This window comes from Salinicola halophilus, from assembly GCF_003206155.1.
In the GTDB taxonomy this organism is placed as follows: domain Bacteria; phylum Pseudomonadota; class Gammaproteobacteria; order Pseudomonadales; family Halomonadaceae; genus Salinicola; species Salinicola halophilus.
The window spans coordinates 423,542-445,416 of record NZ_PZJV01000006.1 but is presented as its reverse complement, the minus strand read 5'-3'; the positions used below and the strand labels follow the sequence as shown (position 1 = coordinate 445,416).

The 21,875-nt window shown below is 66.2% G+C and carries 21 protein-coding genes; 8 read left to right on the top strand and 13 right to left on the bottom strand.

Features of this window, described 5'->3' with window-relative positions; translation table 11 throughout:
- Window positions 1–511: 511 nt before the first annotated feature.
- Both DOM33_RS13845 and DOM33_RS13840 read left to right on the top strand, forming a co-directional pair.
- Window positions 512–955, top strand: a complete 444-nt coding sequence (locus DOM33_RS13845; protein WP_110669935.1) for a LexA family protein — start codon at window positions 512–514, stop codon at window positions 953–955.
- Complete coding sequence (locus tag DOM33_RS13840) at window positions 952–2,229, top strand: Y-family DNA polymerase (RefSeq protein ID WP_110669933.1); 1,278 nt, start codon at window positions 952–954, stop codon at window positions 2,227–2,229. Before DOM33_RS13845 ends, DOM33_RS13840 begins: the two co-directional genes overlap by 4 nt.
- Here DOM33_RS13840 and DOM33_RS13835 read toward each other — a convergent pair.
- The 5 genes from DOM33_RS13835 to DOM33_RS13815 form a co-directional block, all read right to left on the bottom strand.
- Window positions 2,226–2,882: an SOS response-associated peptidase gene (locus DOM33_RS13835; RefSeq protein ID WP_110669930.1), complete on the bottom strand. Its 657-nt coding sequence runs from the start codon at window positions 2,880–2,882 to the stop codon at window positions 2,226–2,228. The genes DOM33_RS13840 and DOM33_RS13835 overlap by 4 nt on opposite strands.
- 12 nt (window positions 2,883–2,894) lie before the next feature.
- Window positions 2,895–4,679, bottom strand: a complete 1,785-nt coding sequence (locus tag DOM33_RS13830; protein ID WP_110669928.1) for an ATP-dependent nuclease — start codon at window positions 4,677–4,679, stop codon at window positions 2,895–2,897.
- A gap of 496 nt (window positions 4,680–5,175) precedes the next feature.
- Complete coding sequence (locus DOM33_RS13825; RefSeq protein ID WP_110669926.1) at window positions 5,176–6,069, bottom strand: MBL fold metallo-hydrolase; 894 nt, start codon at window positions 6,067–6,069, stop codon at window positions 5,176–5,178.
- 174 nt (window positions 6,070–6,243) lie between these two features.
- A complete protein-coding gene (locus DOM33_RS13820; RefSeq protein ID WP_110669924.1) occupies window positions 6,244–6,771 on the bottom strand; it encodes a luciferase domain-containing protein in 528 nt (175 codons plus the stop codon).
- A gap of 122 nt (window positions 6,772–6,893) precedes the next feature.
- Window positions 6,894–7,955: a glycosyltransferase family 4 protein gene (locus tag DOM33_RS13815; RefSeq protein WP_110669921.1), complete on the bottom strand. Its 1,062-nt coding sequence runs from the start codon at window positions 7,953–7,955 to the stop codon at window positions 6,894–6,896.
- Between the two features lie 38 nt (window positions 7,956–7,993).
- Here DOM33_RS13815 and DOM33_RS13810 point away from each other — a divergent pair, with 38 nt between their 5' ends.
- The 3 genes from DOM33_RS13810 to DOM33_RS13800 all read left to right on the top strand — a co-directional run bounded on the left by DOM33_RS13810 (window position 7,994) and on the right by DOM33_RS13800 (window position 12,297).
- Window positions 7,994–10,078, top strand: coding sequence for an HAD-IIB family hydrolase (locus DOM33_RS13810; protein ID WP_110669919.1), 2,085 nt, complete (start codon window positions 7,994–7,996; stop codon window positions 10,076–10,078).
- Window positions 10,075–10,995 carry a glycosyltransferase family 2 protein gene (locus tag DOM33_RS13805; protein WP_204352682.1) on the top strand — a complete coding sequence of 307 codons (921 nt, stop codon included), beginning with the start codon at window positions 10,075–10,077 and terminating at the stop codon, window positions 10,993–10,995. The genes DOM33_RS13810 and DOM33_RS13805 overlap by 4 nt, the downstream gene beginning before the upstream one ends.
- Window positions 10,996–11,130: 135 nt before the next feature.
- Window positions 11,131–12,297 (top strand): glycosyltransferase, encoded by a 1,167-nt coding sequence (locus tag DOM33_RS13800; protein ID WP_110669916.1) that lies wholly within the window; start codon window positions 11,131–11,133, stop codon window positions 12,295–12,297.
- Between the two features lie 251 nt (window positions 12,298–12,548).
- On the opposite strand, the gene DOM33_RS13795 is transcribed toward DOM33_RS13800, so the two are convergent.
- Window positions 12,549–12,851 carry a hypothetical protein gene (locus DOM33_RS13795; protein WP_110669915.1) on the bottom strand — a complete coding sequence of 101 codons (303 nt, stop codon included), beginning with the start codon at window positions 12,849–12,851 and terminating at the stop codon, window positions 12,549–12,551.
- A 284-nt stretch (window positions 12,852–13,135) separates the two neighbouring features.
- Between DOM33_RS13795 and DOM33_RS13790 the strand changes: the two genes are divergently transcribed.
- Together DOM33_RS13790 and DOM33_RS13785 are read left to right on the top strand one after the other, a co-directional pair.
- Window positions 13,136–14,053 (top strand): aldo/keto reductase, encoded by a 918-nt coding sequence (locus DOM33_RS13790; protein WP_110669911.1) that lies wholly within the window; start codon window positions 13,136–13,138, stop codon window positions 14,051–14,053.
- Window positions 14,054–14,063: 10 nt separating this feature from the next.
- Window positions 14,064–14,738, top strand: a complete 675-nt coding sequence (locus DOM33_RS13785) for a hypothetical protein (protein WP_162617980.1) — start codon at window positions 14,064–14,066, stop codon at window positions 14,736–14,738.
- A 44-nt stretch (window positions 14,739–14,782) separates the two neighbouring features.
- On the opposite strand, the gene DOM33_RS13780 is transcribed toward DOM33_RS13785, so the two are convergent.
- The gene (locus DOM33_RS13780) at window positions 14,783–15,676 is read right to left on the bottom strand and encodes a LysR substrate-binding domain-containing protein (RefSeq protein WP_162617979.1); all 894 of its coding nucleotides are present in this window, start codon (window positions 15,674–15,676) and stop codon (window positions 14,783–14,785) included.
- Between the two features lie 288 nt (window positions 15,677–15,964).
- Here DOM33_RS13780 and DOM33_RS13775 point away from each other — a divergent pair, with 288 nt between their 5' ends.
- Window positions 15,965–17,122, top strand: a complete 1,158-nt coding sequence (locus DOM33_RS13775; protein WP_110669904.1) for an MFS transporter — start codon at window positions 15,965–15,967, stop codon at window positions 17,120–17,122.
- A gap of 209 nt (window positions 17,123–17,331) precedes the next feature.
- On the opposite strand, the gene DOM33_RS13770 is transcribed toward DOM33_RS13775, so the two are convergent.
- From DOM33_RS13770 to ccmI, 6 genes are all read right to left on the bottom strand, one after another.
- Complete coding sequence (locus DOM33_RS13770) at window positions 17,332–17,688, bottom strand: hypothetical protein (protein WP_110669902.1); 357 nt, start codon at window positions 17,686–17,688, stop codon at window positions 17,332–17,334.
- A gap of 111 nt (window positions 17,689–17,799) precedes the next feature.
- On the bottom strand, window positions 17,800–19,143 hold the full coding sequence (locus DOM33_RS13765; protein ID WP_110669900.1) for a PepSY-associated TM helix domain-containing protein: 1,344 nt from the start codon (window positions 19,141–19,143) through the stop codon (window positions 17,800–17,802).
- Window positions 19,144–19,226: 83 nt separating this feature from the next.
- On the bottom strand, window positions 19,227–19,634 hold the full coding sequence (locus DOM33_RS13760; RefSeq protein WP_162617978.1) for a DUF2946 domain-containing protein: 408 nt from the start codon (window positions 19,632–19,634) through the stop codon (window positions 19,227–19,229).
- A 206-nt stretch (window positions 19,635–19,840) separates the two neighbouring features.
- Entirely contained in the window at window positions 19,841–20,299 is a 459-nt protein-coding gene (gene ccmE / locus DOM33_RS13755; protein ID WP_110669896.1) for a cytochrome c maturation protein CcmE, read from the bottom strand.
- Window positions 20,296–20,511, bottom strand: a complete 216-nt coding sequence (ccmD, locus tag DOM33_RS13750) for a heme exporter protein CcmD (protein ID WP_110669894.1) — start codon at window positions 20,509–20,511, stop codon at window positions 20,296–20,298. Before ccmD ends, ccmE begins: the two co-directional genes overlap by 4 nt.
- An 81-nt stretch (window positions 20,512–20,592) precedes the next feature.
- Window positions 20,593–21,810 (bottom strand): c-type cytochrome biogenesis protein CcmI, encoded by a 1,218-nt coding sequence (gene ccmI / locus DOM33_RS13745; protein WP_110669892.1) that lies wholly within the window; start codon window positions 21,808–21,810, stop codon window positions 20,593–20,595.
- Between the last annotated feature and the right edge of the window lie 65 nt (window positions 21,811–21,875).

Genomic DNA, 21,875 nt, shown 5'->3' with positions numbered 1-21,875 from the left:
GCGTCCAATTTCCCGAGGTGTCCAAAAATAATGTACGCCCGTTCAAAATGGACAGCAACCGTCAGACGCTGAACGTCGTCAACACGCCAGGCGGAGTCATTCTTTCGAGGGGCGGCTCGCCAGTGACATGAAGAAGAACCCGCGTACCAGGAGCGCAACGGTAGTCGGTAGCCAAGGAGGGGGCAGAGATAAGCGGCCAGTCGTGCCATAGGAGGCATGGCCGACCGGTATGGAAGGTTTGCGAGGACCCCCTAGGCGCTACTCAAAAGTCGACGAGCGAAGCCCACACAAGGCAAAAATTGGCGAAAGAGGGACCGGGCTGGCGCGCCAGTTTACGAGGATGTAAATGAGCATCTTGATCGGACTGACGCACCGGCCCATTTTTAACGCCGTATGGTCGAGCGCAGACATTTTTTAGACAAAGCCTGGTGTGCAAAGGGCATTGCCCAACCCCTGCCTTTCGAACAATACTGTACGCACATACAGTATTCCTGGGGAGGATCGATGCGCCATGTTTCCGCTCACTTTCGTCGGCGCCGCCCGACATGACCCGCCGCACCGCGCGGTGCCCTGCGCAGGGGTGCTGCTGCGCGCGGGTATCGCCGGCTTCGCCAGCCCCGCGGAGGACTACGCCGGGCGCTCGCTGGATCTCAATGAGCGCTACATCAAGCACCAGGCGGCCTCGTTCATCTTCCAGGTCACGGGGGACTCGATGGAGGAGTACCGCATCGGCGAGGGGGACTACCTCGTCGTCGACCGCTCGATCACGCCCCGCCCCGGGCATATCGTCGTGGCGCTGGTCGAAGGCGAGCTGACGGTGAAGGCGTGGGTGCGGCGCGGGCAGTACGATCTGCTCTGCTCCGGGGGCGAGCGCTACCCGCCGATTCCCATGAACGACGTCGAGACGCAGATATGGGGCGTGGTGCGCTCGGGTCACGTCGAGTTCCCCGTATGATCGGCATCGTCGACTGCAACACGTTCTACGTGAGCTGCGAGCGCCTGTTCCGGCCCGATCTCGAGGGCCGCCCCGTCGGCGTGATGAGCAACAACGATGGCTGCGTCATCGCGCTTTCCAACGAGCTCAAAGCGATGGGCGTGACGATGGGCACCCCCGCCCACCATCTGCGCGACGAGATGCGCCGCGGCGAGATCACGCTGTTTTCCAGCAACTACGAACTCTACGGCGACATCAGCGCCCGCGTGCAGGCCGTGCTCGAAGAGTTCAGCGCCGGCATCGACCCCTACTCCATCGACGAGTGCTGGGTGGATTTCTCGGGCTTCGCCCCCGGCCAGCTCGAAGCGCACGCCCGCGAGCTGCGCCGGCAGGTGAAGCAGTACACCGGCATTCCCGTCTCCGTCGGCGTCGCCCCCACCCGCACGCTGGCCAAGGTCGCCAACCGCGCCTCCAAGAAGATCGCCGGCTACGACAACGTCTGCGTGCTCTACCCGGACAGCCCGCAAACCAAGGGTCTGCTCCAGCGCTTCGAGCTGGGTGATGTCTGGGGCGTCGGCCGCCGGCTGACGAAGACGCTCAACGGCCTGGGGATCGAAACCGCCTGGGACCTGCGCCAGCAGAGCGCCAAGGCGATCCGCCGGCAGTTCTCGGTGACGCTCGAGCGCACCGTGCTCGAGCTGCAGGAGGTCGACGCCATCGAGATGATGGGCATGGACTTCGCCCGCGAGCGCATCATGACCAGCCGCTCGTTCGGCAAGCTCACCAACGACAAGCGCCAACTGCGCGAAGCGATTCGCCAGCACGCCCAGCGCAGCGCCGAGAAGCTGCGCAGGCAGGGCTCGCTCTGCCGCGCCGTGCTCGTCTTTCTGCGCACCAACCCGCACCGACAGGACCACGCCCAGCACAACCCCAGCATGATCATCGAGCTGGACCACGCCACCGACGACAGCCGCGAGATCGCCGCCGCCGCTATCCAGGTGCTCGAGCGCCTGCACCTGCCCAACCGGCACTACATGAAAGGCGGCGTGATGCTGATGGAGTTCTGCGAGCCCGGCACCGAGCAGCTCTCGCTACTCAGCGCCCCGCCGGACGACGACCGGCGCCAGCGCAGCGAAAAGCTGATGGGTGTGATGGACGAGCTCAATCAAAAAATGGGCCGCGGCACCGTCAAGATCGGCACCCCGACGCCGGGTGCGGCGTGGTTTCTGCGCTGTGCGCACCGCTCGGACCGATATACGACGCGGTGGGGGGAGATACCCGGGGTGAGAACCTAGGCGGGATTCAGCAGGCTTTCGTCATCGCCCTCACCCGGCTTGTTGACGCGGGTCGAGACAGGCCAGTGCGTGAACGCATCAGCCGACACGTGCCGCACGAAACGGCGCAGCGTGTCGCGGTCGGTCAGTGCCGGGTCGAGCCAGGGTTCGAGGCTTTCATCGGTGAGCACCAGCGGCATGCGGTCGTGCACTTCCGCCGCCGAACCGCGACCGGGTTCGGTGAGAATCGCCACGCCCGGCTTGCCATCGGCGCGCTCGGTCCAGATGCCCGCGAAGAAGAACGGCTCACGATCCGCCCGGCAGAGAAAGTGCGGCTGCTTCGGACTCGAACCGGGCAGCCACTCGAACCAGCCGTCGGCCGGAATCAGACAGCGATGCCGCTGGAACGCCGCCTGATAGAACCGGGATGTCGCCACCGTCTCCACGCGGGCGTTGATCGGCGTCGGCGCCGTCTCCCCCGCCCACTGTGGCTGGTAGCCCCACCACACGCTATCGAATGTCAGCTGCGGATCATCCGTTCGCCGACGAATCGCCCCGATCCACGTCCCCGGCGCCACGTTGTAGCGTGGCGCCGGCGGCTCGTCCTCGCGAAGCTCACCGATGCGGTGCGCGAAACGCGGGTAAGTGCTGTAGAGGGAAAAGCGGCTACACATAAGGTGTGAAGTTCATAACCACGGCTCGTCGATCCACGTCACGAAACGGCGCGTTCCTTCTGGGTCGGGACAAATGGCTTCTACTCCATGTGACCTCAATTGATCCATATAGCGAACTAAACCAAGCTCATCTTTGCTGTCATTGCCGATGTGATTCTCGATCGAGCCTAACGGCCAAACCCAAATTTCATGCTCTAGCAACTTCTGATGAATGTTCCTAACATGCTGGTGTGCCTCCGGCTGAGTAGCTAGTAGATGATAAGCCTCCTCTGCTGAACATGGAGATTTTTTAGTTTTGGGATGGCCCTTATCATCTAGAGCTATTAGCTGCTGAACCTCTAAGCTTTTGAGAATGGCGAGTAGCGCTTGGTAGTCAGAATCTGACGAATCTAGGAAATCATTTTCGTGCGCCAACTTAAAAGCAAAATCCAAATCGGCCACAAATTTAAAAGGAATGTCCATGGAACTGAGGATTCTGTGCGCTTTAGGAAAAAGCTCCTTACCCGACAAATCAGCGACACCAATATGATTAACAGCAAGCGCCTTGCTATTTAGGGACTGATATAGCAATGGAATAATACGCTGCTCCGTTTTACCCTCAACAACCAATACCGTCTCGGAAAAAAATATCTGAGTAGCTTGACTTAGCGAATAGATAATTTCTTGCAAATGCTCAGGTTTATTGACAACCTCGTGAGCGGCAATGGTCAATGGCTTTCGCACATATGTGCCGCGCTCGGGAGACTTTCTAACTAGGACCACTGAGGGCGCAATTGACTTATCGATGAGTTGTGCGGAGTGGGTAGAATAGACAACTTGGTACCCAGCATGCGTAAGTGATTTGAATGCTTCAAAGAGAATATCAATTGCAAACGGGTGTAGATACAACTCAGGCTCATCGATTAACAGTAGCCTTGTGGATGGATTCTCCTGATCTTGGGAAGACGCGCGAATATCCGCTAATAGTTTGACAAGCGCCATCTGAATTGATCGCTGCGAGCCGTGACCGTAATAGGTAATCGGCCGCCCGATTTCAGCATTGTCCTCGTAGATTTTAATAGTCCCTGAGCCAAACATCTCCTCCATATCAGGAACGGGAATATCGAGCTTGACACTTACTCTAGGAAAAAAAGTAGATACGCTTTCATTCATTTTTTCATCAATATCGTTCAGTGCCGAGAATCGCCCGATCCCTTCTGCGGACAACTGATCACGAACGACTCCGAGAGTGGAGTCCACTTCGCCTTGATGCTTTTCAACTACCGCACCTGAAACCTCCTTCAACAGTTTACCTATTGTAGAAGAAGTTTTTGCTTTCGAGGCATCTGCAGCGGCATCGTCCATAGCGTTTATACGGATTGCATCTGGAAAAAGCTTCTTGATGGCGGCATCAATGCCTGCAGGATTTTCATCCCACTCTTCAGTTTCAGGGTCTAGCAAGCTCCACTTATTGGCAGTCGCACGAAGTCCAGGTTCAGCTTGAACGCGCTTTATAACCAACTTATCATCCCGAATGTATTTTTCTATTTTTTTGCGATGTGTCGAGCCTAAACGTCCGAGCGAGCATTCAGATACCCCTTCAATTTCTGCAGACACTACCACCGGAGCTTCGCAATTATTAAAGTCCTGCTCGCTGAGAGAGCCGTTGGATATCAGCCATTCAATGGCGTTCAGGATATTCGACTTTCCCGCATTATTATAACCAACTAGTGACGTTAGCGGACCCAAAACTATTTGACATTCTTGTGAAAACGACCGGTAGTTGATTATTGTAATATTAGCAATAAATGTTTCCATGTATGATACTCTCGCGTATCCGGGTCTTCGCCCGATAATCAGTTTATGGTTTATCGTTTCGCTGCAGATCCATAAATCTTTTTTATGTAAATGTATCTAGCGGCTCAAAAAACCTTGCCCACCTTTCTCCAGCACTGCCTAATCACTTCGATATCCTCAGGCTGCACCATCTCCCGCTCGTACGCCGGGTTATCGCTGATCAGCCGCCAGCCGCAATTCGTTGTCCACGCGCAGCAGGAACACGCCATCCAGTATGCGCTGAGCACCGTTCGCCACCATCTACTCGTGGTAGCGGATGTTGCTACTAGCAACCTGCGCCAAATCCGAGACTCTCATGTAAACGAGTGTTATCCGGGTTTTCGCAGATATCGTGCGGCCTGTCCAATCTGCCGCCTCCTACAAAAGTCACTGGTGAAGAGGATAGAGCTCTGTCACGCCCGCCGACTGATGGCGAGCGCGCTAGAACACCGCCGCAGTCACTACCGCCCCCCCCCCCCTACAGCGCATCCAGCGGGATCTTCAGATACCGCGTACCGTTGGCTTCGGGCTCGGGCAGGCGCCCGCCGAGGATGTTGACCTGCAGGGCGTGGAGGATGAGCTTGGGCATCGGCAGTTCGCGGTCGCGGCGGTTACGCATTTCGACGTAGTCCGCCTCGTCGAGTTCGCCGAGCTGGTGCTTGTTGCTCTCGCGCTGCTCGCGCACGGTGCTTTGCCACTGCGGTTCGCGGTCGCCGGGGCGGTAGTCGTGGCCGGTGAAGAGCCGCGTGTCGTCGGGCAGGGCGAGAATCGCCTGAATCGAGTGCCAGAGCTGGCTGGCGCTGCCGCCGGGGAAGTCGGCGCGGGCGGTGCCGAAGTCGGGTTGAAAGAGGGTGTCGTGAACGAAGGCGGCGTCACCGACCACGTAGGTGATCGAGGCCAGCGTATGCCCGGGGGAGTGCATCACGCGCACGTCGATCTCGCCGAGTTGGAAGGTGTCGCCGTCGTCGAAGAGGCGATCCCACTGGCTGCCGTCGTCGCGCAAATCCGGCCAGTGGTAGATCGTCTTCCAGAGTGCCTGCACCTGGGTGATCGGCCGGCCGATGGCGGTGGGTGCGCCGGTCTGCTCGTGCAGGTAGTGCGCGGCGGAGAAGTGATCGGCGTGGGGGTGGGTATCCAGAATCCACTCGACTTCCAGTGACTCCCGTTCCACGTAGGCCAGCAGCGCGTCGGCCTGATGCGTGGCGGTGGCGCCGGCTTTCTCGTCGAAATCCAGCACCGGGTCGACGATCGCGCAGCGGCGCGTGGCAGGGTCGATGACCACGTACTGCACGCTGAAGGTGTCGGGGTCGTAGAACCCGGCGACGTCGGGGCGGCCCGGGCCGTGGCCGGGCGAGAAGGCGAAAGTGTTCATGAAGTCTCTCCAGCGGGCGAGCCTTCAGCGTAGTGGTATCGCGCCCATCGCGTTAACGCGCCCGTTGCCCGCTACGGGCCGATGCCGTGGGCGCCGTCGCCATCGATGGCGGCGTCTCTTCACAACGTCTCTTCACCACGTCTACCCGCAACGCTTACGCGCGGCGCCAACGGGTCAGGCGGCGCTGACGCTGCCGGTACGGGCGTACGCCCACGACGCCTCGATGAGCGAGTGGACGACCGCCAGCTCCTGCCTGTCACGCGGGGCGTAGAGCAGCACGATGAGGTGCGAAATCGTCGGTTGCCCGGCCAGTGGATGCGGCTCCGCCCACCCTTTCTCGATCGCCTGGGTTCGAATGGGCTCCGGCAGCGTCAAATGCAGGCTGACGTCGGGCACCGGATGCAGGTGCGCGAACTCCGTCTTCAGCATGAAACCGTCCGCCGGGCCTTCGGCGTATTCGGGTTTCAGGTAGAACCCCGTCGTGTTCGGGGGGGCGCGACGGCTGGGCGCCAGCACGACCCCGGCAAGCCGTCCGACCCTCTCCTCTATCTCTTGGCTCAACGGCGCTTCCGGCTGCTGGTCGAGCTGCGTATGGGGGTTGGTGTCGGTCGTGGCAGGACGCGGCCCCGCCCGCCGGGGCAGGTCATCGCGCGTGAACGGCTCGCGGCGGTCGGTCTGCTGTGGCCTGGCTGTGTCGGACATGGCTCTGGACTCCGGTTTCTGATGAGGGCGCCCCGTAGCGGGCGATCTGATTCGATGCATGGGTAACTGACGATCTGTCGCTCAACGCACGCCGTTGTCGAGCGCGGCGATTTTCCGTCGGCTCACTGGCCGCCCGCCAGCAGCCGGCGGTAGAGCGTGACGTAGTCGCTGGCCATGCGCTCGGCGGTGAAACGGGCGAGAAACGCCTCGCGCACCCGCTCACGGTCCAGCTCGGGCAAGCGTTTCACCGCGGCGACGGCCTCCTCGACCGAGTCGACGATGAAGCCGCTGACGCCCGCCTCGACGATCTCTTCCACCGCGCCGTTGCGCCAGGCGATCACCGGCGTGCCGCAGGCCATCGCCTCAATCATCACCAGCCCGAAGGGCTCCGGCCAGTCGATGGGGAAGAGCAGGCCTGCGGCGCCGCCCAGCAGATGCTGCTTCTGGGCATCGGTCACCGGGCCGACGTGCGCGATGCGCGACCCCAGCCGGGGCAGTACGTGGCGCTCGAACCAGCGCGGGTTGCCGGCGTCGATGTCGCCGGCCAGGCGCAGCGCGTGGCCGCTCGCCAGCGCCACGTCGATCGCCCGGTCCGGACGCTTCTGATCGGTCATGCGACCAATGAACGCAAGGTATCCACCGGCGCCGTCACCTAGGTTAAAGCGCTGGGGATCGAGCCCGTGATAGACCGTTCCCAGGCGGTTGGCGGCGGGAATGGCCGCGCCCTGGGCCTGGGAGATCGCCGCCACCGGCAGATCCGGAAATCCCGCGAAGAAGAGCGCGCGGTCGAGTTCGTCCACCCGCCAGTGAATGGTGGTCAGGCTGTGCCGGCGGCGCTCGCCCAGCACCGCCGCGTGGCAGAACTCGCCGTGACAGTGGATCACATCGAACCGATGGAGATTGAGGCGTAGCTGCTCGAGCACCAGCGACTCGAGCACGCCCGGCACGCCGGGTGGCACGTCGCGACGCTCGCGCTGCCAGTGGCTCAGGCTCGGCGGCACCGACAGCAGCCGGGCGCGGGTGCGGGCATCCCCCGGGGCCACCAGGGTGACGTCGTGCCCCAGCGTCACCAGCGCTTCGGTCAGATCGAAGACGATCCGCTCGGTGCCGCCGCTGTCGACGGGAGGCACGGCGTGGATGACCGGGGCGACCTGGGCAATGCGTAATGGCGCGTCGAAGGCCATGGAGAGAACATTCCCTGTTCGAGTGAAAGGATTTCACCATGCATATCGTTCATCTGGCACTGCAGGGCTGCCTGCGCGGCCGCCACGTGGAGTATGGCATCACCGCCGACACCGGCGGCCACATTCGCTACCTGCTGGAGCTGGTCGAGGCCTCGGCGAAAGCCCCTTCGATCACCCGCATCACGCTGGTCACCCGCGCCTTCGACGGCGATTTCAGCCCGGTGGACTACCGCCACTCGCCGGAGATCGTCGGCCCCAAGGTGACGCTGGTGCGCCTGCCGACCGCGCGCGCCGGCTACCTGTCGAAGGAGGCGCTGTGGCAGGAGCACCCGTCGTTCATCGCGGCGTTCGACGCCTGGCTCTCGGCGCTGCCGGCACCGCCGGCGATGCTCCACGCCCACTATGCCGATGCCGGCGAGATCGCCGCCGAGATCGGCGCCCGCCGCGGAATTCCGTTCGTGTTCACGGCGCACTCGCTGGGGCGCGGCAAGTTGAAGTGCCTGACCGACAACGGCCTGGCGCTCGATGCCGAGACGCAGCGCGCCCTGCAGCGGCGCATCGCCTTCGAGGAGCGAGCGATCCGACACGCCGCACTGGTCATCGCCAGCTCCCGCGACGAGGCGGAGGTGCAGTACGCGGACTACCTGCACTTCGATGCCGGGCGCATTCGGGTAATCGCCCCCGGTAGCCATCTGGACGACTTCACCCACGCGACCGCGACTCCGGCGGCGCAAGCGCTGCTCGCGCCCTTTCTGAGCGAGCCGGACAAGCCGGCGCTGCTCGCCATCGCCCGCCCGGTGACGCGCAAGAACCTGGCGGCGCTGGTGCGCGCCTTCGGCGAGAACGCGGCGCTCCGAGCGCGCGCCAACCTGGTGATCGTGGCGGGCGTTCGCGAGCACATCGACGATCTGGAGCCGGAGCTTGCCGACAACCTGCGCGAGCTGCTGGAGCTGATCGACGACTACGACCTCTACGGGCAGATCGCCTATCCCCGCCATCACGCGCCGGAAGACATCCCCGCGCTCTACGCCTGGGCCCGGGCGCGCGGCGGCGTGTTCGTCAATCCGGCGCTCAACGAACCCTTCGGCCTCACCCTGCTGGAAGCCTCGGCGGCGGGGCTGCCGCTGATCGCCACGGACAGCGGCGGCCCCAACGACATCATCGAGCAGTGCGGCAATGGCGTGCTGATCGACCCGCGCCACACCGGGACGATCGCCAGCGAGGCGCTGGCGCTGTTCGACGACCCCGCCCGCTGGCAGCGCCTGGCCGCCAACGGCCACGCGGCCGTCAAGGCGTTCGACTGGCCGCGCCACGTCCAGCGCTATCACGATCTGCTCCAGCGCCTCTGCCGCCCTCGCGTCGCGCCTGCCACGCCTCGCTCCCTGCTGGTCTGCGACATCGACAACACGCTCACCGGCTCCCCCGACGGCATTCGCGCCTTCAACGCCTGGTATCGGGCGCAGCCGCTGCTGGGGTTCGGCGTGGCGACGGGGCGCAGCTTTCACAGCGCGCTGTCGATTCTCGAGCAGGCGGGCATTCACTATCCGCAGCTGATCATCTCCTCGGTGGGCTCGGAGATTCACTACCTCGACGCCAACGGCGTGACCTACCACCGGGACGACGGCTGGTCGGCGTGGATCGACCGCCGCTGGCACCGCGAGGCCGTGCGCGAGGCGCTGGTCGACTTCCCCGGCCTGACGCCGCAGGGCGCGCTGGAGCAGCGCCGCCACAAGCTCAGCTACTTCAGCGACGGCGATGCGGGCATCGTGGGTCGCCTGCGCGAGCGCCTGCAGGCGCGGGATCTGGCTGCCAGCGTGATTCACAGCCACGCCCGCTATCTCGACGTGCTGCCGGTGGATGCCTCCAAGGGGCAGGCCGTCGAACACGTGCGCCGCCGCCTGAAGATCGCCCGCGATGCGCTCTACGTGGCGGGGGACTCGGGCAACGACCTCGACATGCTGAGCTCGGTACCGTGCTCCATCGTGGTCGCCAACCACAGCGACGGCCTGCTCGAGGCCCCGGGGATGACCCACGCCTACGCCGCCGACGCCGCGCATGCCCTCGGCGTGATCGAAGGCGTCGAGCACTTTCGCCGCCGCGCCGGCGCGGATCTCGCCTCGTGAAGGTGAGCGTGCTGACGCTGGTGCGCGGCCGGCGCGACGCCCTCATCAATCTGATGCGAAGCCTCGCGGCGCAGCACTACCCGCCGGACGAGCTGGTGATCGCCTGGATGCAGCCGGCGCCGGAACCTGACCTGCCCGAGACCCCGTTCCCCGTGCGCCACGTGATCGTCGAAGGCGAGGCCCTGCCGCTGGCCCGGGCGCGCAACGCCGCCGTGGCCGCCGCCCGCTTCGAGGCGCTGGTGTTTCTCGACGTCGACTGCATCGCCTCGCCGCCGCTGGTCGGCCGCTATCGCGACGCGCTCGCCCGCGGGCCGGCGATCTATCTCGGCGAGGTGCACTATCTACCGGCAAACGCGCTACCCGCAAACGCGCTACCGGCAAACGCGCTATCGACAAACGCGGGTCGGGATCGCCGCGATGGCCCCCTCGACTGGGCGCGGCTGGCGGCACTCGGTGAGCGGCATCCGGCGCGCCCGGCGATCGCCGACGACGAGATCCGCTTCGACCCCGATCACGGCAATCTCTGGGGGCTCTCGTTTGCGCTCTACCGTGAGGATCATCGCCGCGTCGGCGGCATGGACGAGGGCTACGTTGGCTACGGCGGCGAGGAGACCGACTACGCCTGGCGGCTGGCAGCGGCGGAAGTGCCGCTCTACTGGGTGGGCGGGGCGCTGGCCTGGCACCAGCACCATCCGGTCTACGCCCCGCCCTGGCCGCACTTCGAGGCGATCATCGCCAACGCGCGGCGCTTTCATCGCCGCTGGGGGCGCTGGTGCATGGCGTACTGGCTGGGGCAGTTTCGGGATGCCGGCGCCATCGCGTGGGACGAGCGGGCCGCGACCCTCGAGATTCTGCGCTATCCCAGCGCGGCGGAAACGGCAGCGGCGCGGCTGCCCGCCAGCGCTCGCTACGGTTGAGACCTCTTTGAAGAAGCGCCCCAAGGGTCGAACCCTGGGCGAACGAACCTCAACGCGAACGAACCTCAGGGCGGGCGAACGCCGGCGCGGGCGAACCGCACCGGCCCCCCTCGAATCACTGACACGAGACACGCCGTGAAACGACCGATCAGTTTTTTCGTGCACCACCAAGGGCGCGGACACGCCAGACGGACCATGGCGATCGTCCGCGAGTTCTCCGCCGACCGCCCCGTCAGCGTGATGACCGCCGACCCGTCGCTGTTCGACGGTTTCGAGCGCGAGATCGAGATCATCGCGCTCCCCGACATGATCGGCGCCGACGTGCCCACGCCCGCGCTCTTCGATCAGCCCACACCCTCGGTGATGCACTGCGTGCCGATGGGCGTGGTGGAGATGCGCCAGACCATGCGACGGATTCTCGATCATCTCGACGACATCGACGCCGGCCTGTTCGTGATCGACGTGTCGGCGGAGCTGGCCCTGCTGTCGCGGATCGCCAGCGTCCCGGCGGTGAAGATCCGCATGCACGGCGATCGCAACGATCCCGGCCACCGCGGGGCGTACGAGGCCTGCGTCGGCATGCTGGCGCCGTTCGACGAAGCGCTGGAGCAGGAGGACTACCCCGCGTCGCTGCGTGAGAAGACGTTCTACAGCGGCGGGCTCTGCACCACCGCCGCCGAGGTTCCGAGCCGGGAAGCCGCGCGGCGGCGGCTGGGGCTCGATCCGGATCGCGAGATCGTCGTGGCCCTGACCGGTGGCGGCGGCTCGGGCACGCCCTACGCGCCGCTGACGGTGGCGGCGCGCGCCGCGCCGCAGACGCTGTTCATCACCGTCGGGCCGCTGCGTCGGGAGGGCCACGAGACGGACTTCGCCAATCTGGTCAACCACGGCTGGGTCGAGAACGTGATCGACTACCTCGCCGCCAGCGACATCGTGCTGGCTTCCGCCGGCGACAACACCGTCCACGAGATCGCGATGCTCGAGCGGCCCTTTATCGTCGCGCCAGAGTGGCGCTATTTCGGCGAGCAGACGCGCAAGGCCGAGCGGCTCGCGATGCTGGGCGCGGCGGTCGACATGCCGGTATGGCCGGCGGACTTCGCCGGCTGGCAGTCGATTCTCGAGCGCGCGCGAGCACTGGACGTCTCGCAGCTCTCGCGCCTTTACGAGCGCGACGCCGCAGCGCGTGCCGCGCAGTGGCTGGAGGCGTGTGTCGATCGACTGTGGGCGGGCGCCGCTGAGACAGAAGCGACGCTCGACGACGTACCGGCGCGGGTGACGCCGCTCAACGCCTCGCGATCCTGACGGTCGTTCACGTTGTCGACGGTCGTTCACGTTTCGCCGGTCGTCGGCGAGCATTTGCCGCCCGCTGAGGTTGGTTCGCGTCGAGGTCTATCCGCATCGTGGTACGGACTCGAGTGGCTCGGGCTCACGGAGCAGGATTCGAGGCACCCAATAAAAAACCCGGCCACGGGGCCGGGTCGTACTGTTCAGGTCTGGACGTCTCGTTGCCGGTCAGCGCTCGCGATGCGCGTCACCGCCGGCTAAAGGCTCGATCACTCGGGCGCGGCATCCTCGGTGTCGGCGTCGTCGTCCTCGCCCTCGTCGTGAACCACGTCCGGCGCTTCGTCGTCGCGCAGGGTGTCATCGTCGCCCACCGTCGCGGCGTTGTTGACGTCTTCGGTCGGGGTGCGGACGCCGGGCATCTTCGGTGAATCCTCGAGATCGCTCTGCGTCTCGGTCGCCTTGTCGGTCCCTTCCTCGATATCGCCGGCGGCCTGCGCCATCGCCTGGGGCGCAAGCACTGCCGTGCTCAACCCCAGCACGGCCGCCATCATCGCCATTCGCTTGCTGTTCATCGTGTTCGACTCCTGTCGGTTCGCCTTCCTGGGCAACATCGTCGGGTCGCTTCGCGGTACGCCGCGATCCCCACCCCTTCAATGTGGCTGGCCGCCGCCGGCTTGCCAAGGCCGCATCGTGAGAGAGGCCCCGTCTGCAGGCGCGAGCCCCGGCGGAAGAACTCGGCTCGGGAACCGGGAAGCGGGAATCGGGGCGTCGAGCCATAAAGCGGCTAGGCTCGGAGAGAGTCCAGGCCCGGCCGTGACGAGTGTCGTTGCGACCGAGACGCCCCGGAGACAAGACGATGCCACCGCTCGATCGCCGAGACTTCCTCGCCGGGCTGCTCGCCGTCGGCGCGATGAGCCGAATACCGGCGCTGTTCGCCGCCGAGGAGAACGCTCCACTCACCCGCGCCATCCCCGCCAGCGGCGAGACGCTGCCGGTCATCGGCATGGGCACCTGGCGCACGTTCAACGTCGGCCGCGACCCGGCGCTGCTCGACCAGCGCCAGCGCGTGCTCGAGACCTTCTTCGCCCGCGGCGGGCGGCTGATCGACGCCTCCCCCATGTACGGCACCGCCGAAGCGGTGGTCGGCGAGCTGCTCGAGCGCCTGTCGCCGGACGCGCGCTTCGCCGCCACCAAGGTGTGGACCGGCGACGAGAGCGCCACCCGCGAGAGCGTGGCGAACTCGCAGGCACTCTGGCGGATACCGCGCTTCGATCTGATGCAGGTGCACAACCTGGTCGGCTGGGAGGGGCATCTGGAGACGCTGAAGGCGATGAAGGCGGCAGGCGAGATTCGCTACATCGGCATTACCACCTCCCACGGCCGGCGCCACGCGGATGTCGAGCGTCTGCTCGCCCGCGAGCCGCTGGATTTCGTGCAGCTCACCTACAACATTCTCGACCGCGAGGCCGAGGCGCGGCTGTTGCCGCTGGCACAGGAGCGCGGTATCGCCGTCATCGCCAACCGCCCCTATCAGGGCGGGCGGCTGTTCGACCGCTTTCAGTCCCGGCCGCTGCCGGACTGGGCCGAAGAAGTCGGGGCGAGCAACTGGGCGGAGTACTTTCTCAAGTTCATCGTTTCGCACCCGGCGCTGACCTGCGCCATCCCGGCGACGACGACAGTCGAGCACATGCGCGAGAACATGGGCGCGCTCTATGGCCGGCTGCCCGACGCCGCCCAGCGTCAGCGCATGGCGAACCATCTCGAAGACCTCTGAGGCGGCGATCATGGACTACGCGCTGAGCGATTTGCTGATGTTCACCCCCGAGGTCTATCTGCGGCTCTTCGTGCGCGCCAATCAGTCGCTGGGGCTCTGGCTGGCCGCGGTGGTGGCCGCCATCGGCGCCGTCGCGCTGCTGCTGCGCCGGGCCCGCCCCGCCGCTCGCCAGGGGGCGCTGATGCTCGTCGCCGCGGGCTGGGGGCTGACTGCGGCGCACTTCCTGGCCCAGCTCTACGCGCCGATCAACTGGCCGGTCACGGGGTTCGTCTGGGCCTTCGCGCTCGAGGGCGTGCTGCTGGGTGCCGTTGCCCTGCGCCGGCCGCCCGCGCCCGTGCGCACGTCGTTGCTGGTAGTAGCGCTGGTGGCGCTCTCGATTCTCGCCTCGCTGACGGCGCTGGCCGCCGGCACGGCGACGGCGGTGGCGCTACCCGGCATCACCCCGGACATGACCGCGGTGGGCACCGTCGCGCTCCTCGCGCTGCTCCCCCGGGTCTGGCGCTGGCCGCTGCTGGTCGTGCCCGTTCTCTGGTGTCTCTTCAGCGCGCTGACGCATCAGGCGCTGGCGCTCTGGCTGCCCATGGCGGTGCCGGGGGTCGGGTTGGTACTGGGGGCGATCGTTGCGTGCTGGCCGTCGCGTAGCGCCGCGCGAGCGAAAAGACAGGCTCCCGGCCGCTCGGCCTGAGCGCCCTCGCGTCGGGGCGTATCGCTACCCGATACGCGCAACGACTAGCCGACCAGCTTGATCCGCTCGATCAGACTCGACGCCTGCAGCCGACTTTTGACCAGTGCCACCGCGGCCCCGTCCTGCGCGGCGACGTCCGGCGATTCGATCAAGCAGGCGAGACACTCGGGCAGCGTCGAAAACCCTTCTCGGCTGCCCAATACCTGCATGGCGCCGGTCAGCCGCGCCCGGTTGAGGATACTGACCGCCAGACCGTTGGCGACGGCCGATTCGACGGCCGCCACGCTGGTACTGGCAAAGACCGTTTCCCAGCGCCGGCCAGCGGCATTCAGCGCGGCCAGGCCGATGGCGCGATACGCGCAGTCGACGGGATGCAGGGCCAGCGGCAGCGGATCGAGCCGGTGTAGCTCGTTGCCGGCCGCCCCCGCCCAGACCGGTTGCGTACGCCAGAGAGGCAGCCCGGGGGATGACGCATCGCCGTCGGCACACAGCGCGATCGCCAGATCGAGCTCGCCCCGGGCCACCAGTCGCCGGAGCGCGAGACTATTGGCGGTTGTGACCTGCAGCCGAACACGGGGGACCGATTGGCGTAGCGCCGGCAGCAGGCTATCGAGCACCTGCGGCACGTAGTCGTCCGGTAGGCCGACGCGCACGACCCCCTGCGTCGAGCGATGCGAAAGGCGCTCGAGCAGCGCATCGTGCTCGGCGAGCAGCGCGAGCGACTGCGCGATCAGCTGCTCGCCTTCCGCGGTGAGCTGCACCCCCGTCTTGAATCGCACCAGCAGTTGGCGGTCCAGCTGATGCTCCAGCCGTTTGATCTGCTGGCTGACCGCGCCGAGCGTGCAGTGCCGGCGAATGGCCGTCGCCCGCAGTGTCCCCAGCGACCCCGCCATGTGCAGCGTCCGCAGCAGTTCGATGTCCAGCGTTCGATCGGTCATGTTTAGTTTTTCTATACACATCGTGCCTGGATTATAGATTCAATGATCACACGATGACGCCTACCCTCACAACGCATCCGTCACCGCACGCCGGGGGCCACGCTCGGGTGAGCGCAGCCCATGGGCCGGGCGCGCTCAGCGTCGAGCCCAACGGCGAGGGATGTACCAGTGGCCGCCCCGCGACTCAGGTTCCGCGACACCGGTTCCGCGGTCTTTGGGGGCGGCCGATAACGTCAGGGGTTCATAACGCATGGTGCCATCGTGAAGAGACAGTCGGACCGAGACGACATGGGAAAGACCGTGGCGATTGCCGCGGGCGGCGCGCTCTGCACCGCTATCGCCTTCGGGCCGGCCCGAATGGGCTACGGGCTGTTTCTGCCGACATTTCGCGACGCGTTTTCATTGAGCACCGCCCAGGCCGGCTTGATCGCCAGCAGCGCCTTCGGGGCCTTCTTCCTTGCCCTGCTGGTGTCTGCCCATTGCGTCACGCGTTATGGCTCCCGCGTGCCGGTCTGTCTCGGCTCGGCGGCCGCTGCGATCGGCATGGCACTCGTCGCCGGCACGCAGGACGCGCGTCTATTTACCGCCGGCATCGTTCTGGCGGCCACGAGCGCGGGTCTTTGCTGGTCCCCCTTCAACGACGCCGTTGGCCGCGCGATCGTCGAGAAGTGGCACGGCCGCGTACTGTCCGTTGTCAGCACGGGGACCACTTTCGGTATCGCCGGCGCCGGGATATTGGCGCTCGCCGTCGCCATGCTCGCCTGGGACTGGCGCACCATCTGGTTCGGCTTTGCCGCCCTGGCACTGGCGTGCGCCCTCTACAACCTGGCGGTGCTGGGTCGGCTCCCCCGGGCGACCGCGTCGCCTCTCGACCGGGACAAACTCAGAAGGCTGCTGAACCGGGCGATCCGCCCCATCTACTGGATCGCCGTCTCCTTTGGCGTGACCAACGGCATCTATCTGTCATTCGCCACCGATCAGATCGAATCGGCCGGCGGCCTGGCCGGCCTGCAGGCCGACGGCGCTGGCGCGATCCTGTTCATCGCCTTCGGCGTCGGCGGTGTCGTCGGCCTGTGGACGGCAGACGTCGAGCGGCGTATCGGCCTGCGCCGGCTGGTACAGGGCGTCTTTCTCTGCTCGGCGGCCTCGTTACTGGCCCTCGCCTTCGGCGCCAGCAGCTGGGCGGGCCTGATCGTTTCTGCCGCCCTGCAGGGTCTTTGCCTGATGAGCCTGAGCGCCCTCTTTTCATTCATCAGCCAGCGGCTCTATCCCGACATCTCGAGTGTCAGTTTCACCGCCGTTCTGACGGTCTACGCGCTCGGGAACGTGGTGGGCCCGGCGCTGGCCGGCTATCTGGCAAGCGCCACGAGCCTGATGATCGTCTTCATCAGTGCCGCGGTCCTGTCGCTCGTCACAGGGGTGCTGTTTCGCGCCCGGCATACCTGAAGACCGGTGCTGCGAGAATGACAAGACAGAGGCAAGAGAAGAGCAAGAGAGGGGCAAGTAGCGCCGCAAGCGATTGACGACGCGTCCGCGACGGCTAGAGAGCGCGACGGCTAGAGAGCGCGACGGTTCGAGAGCGCGGCGCCGATGGCGATCCATCGGCGCCTGCCGGATCACGACGTCGCGACCTGCCGCGACCCGCGGGCCGGCGCTTAGTGGCCGGCGTGGCCTGAGTGGCCGGAGGCGAGGTCACAGTGGGCGGTGTAGGCGCGGGAATCGACGTTCAGCGTCAGGCGGTCGTTGACGGTGTCGTAGAAAAACGGGGCTTGGCCCGAGTCGGCGTCGGCGACTTCGTAGCGCCCGCACACCCCGTAGTCGTACTGCACTTTCTGCAGCTGAGAGAGTTCTACCGCCGACGACGTGCCGAGTTCGCTGGCGATCGCCTGCCGGATCTCCTGGTCCACCGGGTCGGTCGAGAACGCCTGTTTGCCGAAAATGACCGCCCCGACGATCACCATGGCGGCGAGCGGAAGGACGACCTGCAGCAGGAAGGGACGAGATTGGATCATGGAGTCACTACTCCTTGGCGTTGAAGTCGTTCAGGGACGTTACGAAGAAAGAGAGACGTTACGACGCAATAGAGGCGCCGGGGCATCGACGATGCCACGGCGCCTGCGGGATCACGACGTCGCGGTCTGCCGCGCGCGCTCACCGCGCCGGCGGACGACAGCGTCGATCAGTGCCATGACGATCATCGAGGCGCCGGTGAGCGGAAAGATCACCCCGCCGATCGCCAGCAGTGCGAGCACGCCGCGCAGCCGCCGCGGGTCGGAGGGTGCCGGCGGCACGCCCATCCGCCCGCTGGGCCGACGCTTCCACCACATCACGCCGCCGCTTGCGCAGAGCAGCACGATTCCGGCGCAGGCGAGCGCCAGGATCAGCTGGTTGGCCAGGCCGTACTGCTGCCCCATATGAGTGTTGATGCCCCACTCCAGCGTCTTGCCCATCGGGCCGTAGTCGGCGTAGCTCATGTCCAGCAGCGCCTCGCCACTGTACTGGTCGAGATGCACCACCCGCTGTTGCGACAGGTCGTCGGGATAGATCGACCCGGTATACACCCCGGTGGCGCTGCTCGGCAGGCTGATGGCGTAGCCCGGCGCCAGCCCGAGGTCGTCGAACGTCTCGACGGCGCGATCCAGCCCGATCGGCCCGGCCGCGGACGGCTCGGAGGTGGGCATCTGCGCCTGCTCCATCGACCAGGTCGTGGTGGTCTCGTGCTGGACGAGGCGCTCTTCGGAGACCGGCACGTTGACGCGCACCCCGTCCGGATAGCCGAAGTTGTTGCCGTTGGCCCACTCGTTGACCTGCGAGCCCCACAGCGTCGACCAGGGCATTCCGGTGACGGCGAGAAAGAGGATGAAGCCGCCGACGAAGATGCCCGTCACGGCGTGCAGATCGCGCCAGAAGAGCCGCTTCGACGGCCGCGAGCGGACCGTGACCACACCCCCCTTTCGACCCCGCGGCCACCAGAGGTAGATCCCCGTCAGCACCAGCAGGATCGCCCAGCCGCCGACGATCTCGATGATCAGGCTCGCCGTCTCACCGAAGTAGTTGAGGCTGTGGATGTACCGAATGGTCCACATGATGCTGCCGCGATAGGGGGTCGATCCCGTTATCTCGCCGCTATAGGGGTCGACGTAGACCGCCTGCTTGCCGTCGGCGGTGGTGATATCGACTTCCGCCGCTCGGTCGTCGGCCGCCGGCGGCACGTAGCGGAAGGCATCGCCGGCGTACGTCGCCAGCGCGGCATCCACCTGGCGCTCGGGCGCAACGGTCGGCGTCGACTGCGCCTCGACCATCACGGTGTCCTGATAGAGCCACTGGTTGATTTCGTCCTTGAACAGATAGAGCCCGCCGGTCACGGCGAGCGAGAGAAGAAACGGAATGACGAACAGGCCGGCGTAGAAGTGCCAGCGCCACACCGCGCGATAGAGATCGCCGGCGTTGGATGGTGAACGAGCCATGAGCCCTCGCATCGTATCGTTCGCTGCCCGCGAGGCAGCGCTAGGGGGAATCCCCGCGACGCGGCGCGTCACGGTGGATCTCGTCAGTACGAACGATCGATGAAGCGCGGAGGCGCCCGGGTCAGGGCGTTGGGGAAGGTCGTGGCGACGGCACGGGCGTCGCGGACGGGCTGGCAACCGGCGCGTGGTGGCGGCACTCCGCCGAGGTTCATTCCCAGCTCCGCCTGCGCCACCGCAGGGCAGTGGCTGAACAGCGAGCAGTAGCCGCACTGATCGTGCAGGCCAGGGTTGTCGACATCCTCGGCGGTGTCAGCCGCGTGCGACGCCCCCGCCGCATGGTGCATCGAGTGGGCCTCGTGGGCGGCCGCGCTGCCCGAGGCGTTCATCGCCGCACTGGTCTGACCGATGGGCGCACCGAGCACCAACAGCAGCATGGCGGCGAGGCTGAGCCAGGCCGCGAATCGCGTGCGTTGGGGCGGGCGTGATGTCATCGGGTCGACCGTGAGTCGCAGAGGTGGATGGCCGTAACGAATGCCGCGGTGAATGGCGGCAATGAACAGCCGCGGTAAATGGCGGTGATGAACGGCCGCGATGTATAGCCACGAAAAACGCCATGCTAGCGCATTCGGCGGCACGAACCACGGCTGTCAGCGCCCTGCGACAAAGTGTCTCGGCGCAAGTCGATTCGGCCAGCGACTCAGCCGGCGCTGTTGCCGGCGCCCTCGGGCAGGCTGTTGGTCGCTTTCAGGGCCTCGGCGACCTCCGGGGGCATGTAGTTCTCGTCGTGCTTGGCGAGCACCTGCTGCGCGGCGAAGTCGCCATCGTCGCCGAGCGTGCCGATCACCACCACGCCCTGCCCCTCGCGGAAGAGGTCCGGGAGGATGTCGTCGAAGCGCACGGGCACGTCCTGAGCGAAGTCGGTGACGACGAAGCTGACTGCCAGCGAGTCGGGGTCGCGCTGGACGCTGCCATCCTTGACTACCCCGCCGAGACGCATCGTGCGGTCGTGGGGCGCGTCGCCGGCGGCGATCTGCGACGGCGTGAAGAACAGGTCGATATTGGCGCGCAGGGCGTAGAGCGTCAGCCCCACGGCGATGGCGACCAGCGCCACCAGCCCGGCAATGATCGTCAGCCGCCGTTTGCGTTGGAGCCTCATTCGCCCGCTCCTCGAAAGGCGACACTCGTCTGGCGTTCGCCGCCCCCCGCCTGGCGCTGCCGCCGACGGATCTGCGCCCGCGTGCGCTGGCGTTCGCCGCGGGCGAACAGCAGCGAGCCACCCAGCAGCAGCGCCGCCAGCCCCCAGGCCGACCAGACGTAGGGCGCATAGCCGTGCATGGAGAAGAAGTCAGCCAGTGAATCAAAAGCCATCGCGAAGACTCCAGAAAGCGCGCGCGTTGCGTAAGCGCCGGAAAGCGCGCGCGTTGCGTAGGTGAGAGCCAGGCGTGCGCATCAGGGAGCCGGCACCACGCGGTCGATGACCACGGTTGGCGACGCGTCGTCGTCGAGGCTGACCGCATCCAGCCGGCCGTAGAGATCGCCCGGCTGCGGCTTGGCCTGGCCGCTGGCAGAGACACGCGCCAGCAGGTCGACGCGCGTCGCCTGGGAGAGCGTCGCCGCATCGGTCATGGCGCTGGCGTCGTCGATGGTGAGCGTCTGCGGCAGCGCCCCCAGCGTGGTACGGGTGACGGCCAGCGGTGCTCGGCCCTGATCGCTGTCGCGGGCGACCAGAAAGACGCTGGCATCGCTCGGCAGGCGCCCGGCCAGCCGCGGGTCGAGCGTGACCTGCACGCGCAGCGCCGCCGCGGCCGGGGCTGCGTCCTGTCCCAGTCGCTGCTGGGCGGCGGCCACTGCCTGCTGCAGGGCCTCCACCGTCTTCGGCTCGTCGTAGCTCGCCAGCGCCTTGCGCCAGTAGCCGATCGCCTGTTCGTAGCGGGCGTGCTCGAAGGCCTCGACGCCCAGCAGATTGTTGACCACCGGCTGGCCGGGCTCGCGGGCGAGGGTTTCATCCACCAGCGCACGGACGTCGTCCGTCAGCGTGCGATCGGCAGCGAAGAACTTCACCTGCGCCAGCTGTGCCAGCAGCGTCGGCTCGCGGCCCTCGAGGCGAATCAGCGCCTCGATCGCTTCCGCGGCCTTGGCGTAATCGCCGCTGTCGCGATAGCGCGGAAACAGCTCGAGCCAGACGTCGGGGTTGTCCGGCTGACGCTCGGCCTCGGCTTCCAGCGCGGCGAGCTGGGTTTCCGGCGGCAGATGCTCGAGTGACTGCACTAGCCGGTAGAGGGCGAGATCCTCCCGCGCGCCGAAATGCTCGTAGAGCACGCCCCCGGCCACGATGACGCCGAGCGCCACCACCGGCAGCAGCCAGCGCCCCGCGTTGGGCGCGGCAAGCGTGCGGCCTCGCTTGGCCTCGGCGTCCTCGAGCAGCCGGCGCTCCAGCTCCAGCCGATCCTGCGCGAAGCGCTGCTGGTCGATCTCGCCGGCGGCAAGCTCCGCCTCCAGCGAGCGCAGCCGCTGGCGATAGATCGCCACGTTCTCGGCGTTATGGGTGTCCTTCGACTCGAAGGCGAGCTGTGCCTCGCGCAGCGCCGCGGCCCGGCGCAGCGGCCAGACAACGAGCGCCAGCGCCAGCAGGGTGAGCAGGCCAATGCCGATCCAGAGCGGCGTCATGTCGCCTCCGGGGGGCACGGCGTGCGGTCGGCAGGTAGCGGTAGCGGTAGCGGTAGCGGTAGCGC

What these genes read in the sequence shown, in the direction of transcription:
- DOM33_RS13845 (WP_110669935.1), top strand. Translation starts at nt 512, where the DNA reads ATGTTTCCGCTCACTTTCGTCGGCGCCGCCCGACATGACCCGCCGCAC.
- DOM33_RS13840 (WP_110669933.1), top strand. Translation starts at nt 952, where the DNA reads ATGATCGGCATCGTCGACTGCAACACGTTCTACGTGAGCTGCGAGCGC.
- DOM33_RS13835 (WP_110669930.1), bottom strand. Translation starts at nt 2,882, where the DNA reads ATGTGTAGCCGCTTTTCCCTCTACAGCACTTACCCGCGTTTCGCGCAC.
- DOM33_RS13830 (WP_110669928.1), bottom strand. Translation starts at nt 4,679, where the DNA reads ATGGAAACATTTATTGCTAATATTACAATAATCAACTACCGGTCGTTT.
- DOM33_RS13825 (WP_110669926.1), bottom strand. Translation starts at nt 6,069, where the DNA reads ATGAACACTTTCGCCTTCTCGCCCGGCCACGGCCCGGGCCGCCCCGAC.
- DOM33_RS13820 (WP_110669924.1), bottom strand. Translation starts at nt 6,771, where the DNA reads ATGTCCGACACAGCCAGGCCACAGCAGACCGACCGCCGCGAGCCGTTC.
- DOM33_RS13815 (WP_110669921.1), bottom strand. Translation starts at nt 7,955, where the DNA reads ATGGCCTTCGACGCGCCATTACGCATTGCCCAGGTCGCCCCGGTCATC.
- DOM33_RS13810 (WP_110669919.1), top strand. Translation starts at nt 7,994, where the DNA reads ATGCATATCGTTCATCTGGCACTGCAGGGCTGCCTGCGCGGCCGCCAC.
- DOM33_RS13795 (WP_110669915.1), bottom strand. Translation starts at nt 12,851, where the DNA reads ATGAACAGCAAGCGAATGGCGATGATGGCGGCCGTGCTGGGGTTGAGC.
- DOM33_RS13790 (WP_110669911.1), top strand. Translation starts at nt 13,136, where the DNA reads ATGCCACCGCTCGATCGCCGAGACTTCCTCGCCGGGCTGCTCGCCGTC.
- DOM33_RS13785 (WP_162617980.1), top strand. Translation starts at nt 14,064, where the DNA reads ATGGACTACGCGCTGAGCGATTTGCTGATGTTCACCCCCGAGGTCTAT.
- DOM33_RS13780 (WP_162617979.1), bottom strand. Translation starts at nt 15,676, where the DNA reads ATGACCGATCGAACGCTGGACATCGAACTGCTGCGGACGCTGCACATG.
- DOM33_RS13775 (WP_110669904.1), top strand. Translation starts at nt 15,965, where the DNA reads ATGGGAAAGACCGTGGCGATTGCCGCGGGCGGCGCGCTCTGCACCGCT.
- DOM33_RS13770 (WP_110669902.1), bottom strand. Translation starts at nt 17,688, where the DNA reads ATGATCCAATCTCGTCCCTTCCTGCTGCAGGTCGTCCTTCCGCTCGCC.
- DOM33_RS13765 (WP_110669900.1), bottom strand. Translation starts at nt 19,143, where the DNA reads ATGGCTCGTTCACCATCCAACGCCGGCGATCTCTATCGCGCGGTGTGG.
- DOM33_RS13760 (WP_162617978.1), bottom strand. Translation starts at nt 19,634, where the DNA reads ATGACATCACGCCCGCCCCAACGCACGCGATTCGCGGCCTGGCTCAGC.
- ccmE (WP_110669896.1), bottom strand. Translation starts at nt 20,299, where the DNA reads ATGAGGCTCCAACGCAAACGGCGGCTGACGATCATTGCCGGGCTGGTG.
- ccmD (WP_110669894.1), bottom strand. Translation starts at nt 20,511, where the DNA reads ATGGCTTTTGATTCACTGGCTGACTTCTTCTCCATGCACGGCTATGCG.
- ccmI (WP_110669892.1), bottom strand. Translation starts at nt 21,810, where the DNA reads ATGACGCCGCTCTGGATCGGCATTGGCCTGCTCACCCTGCTGGCGCTG.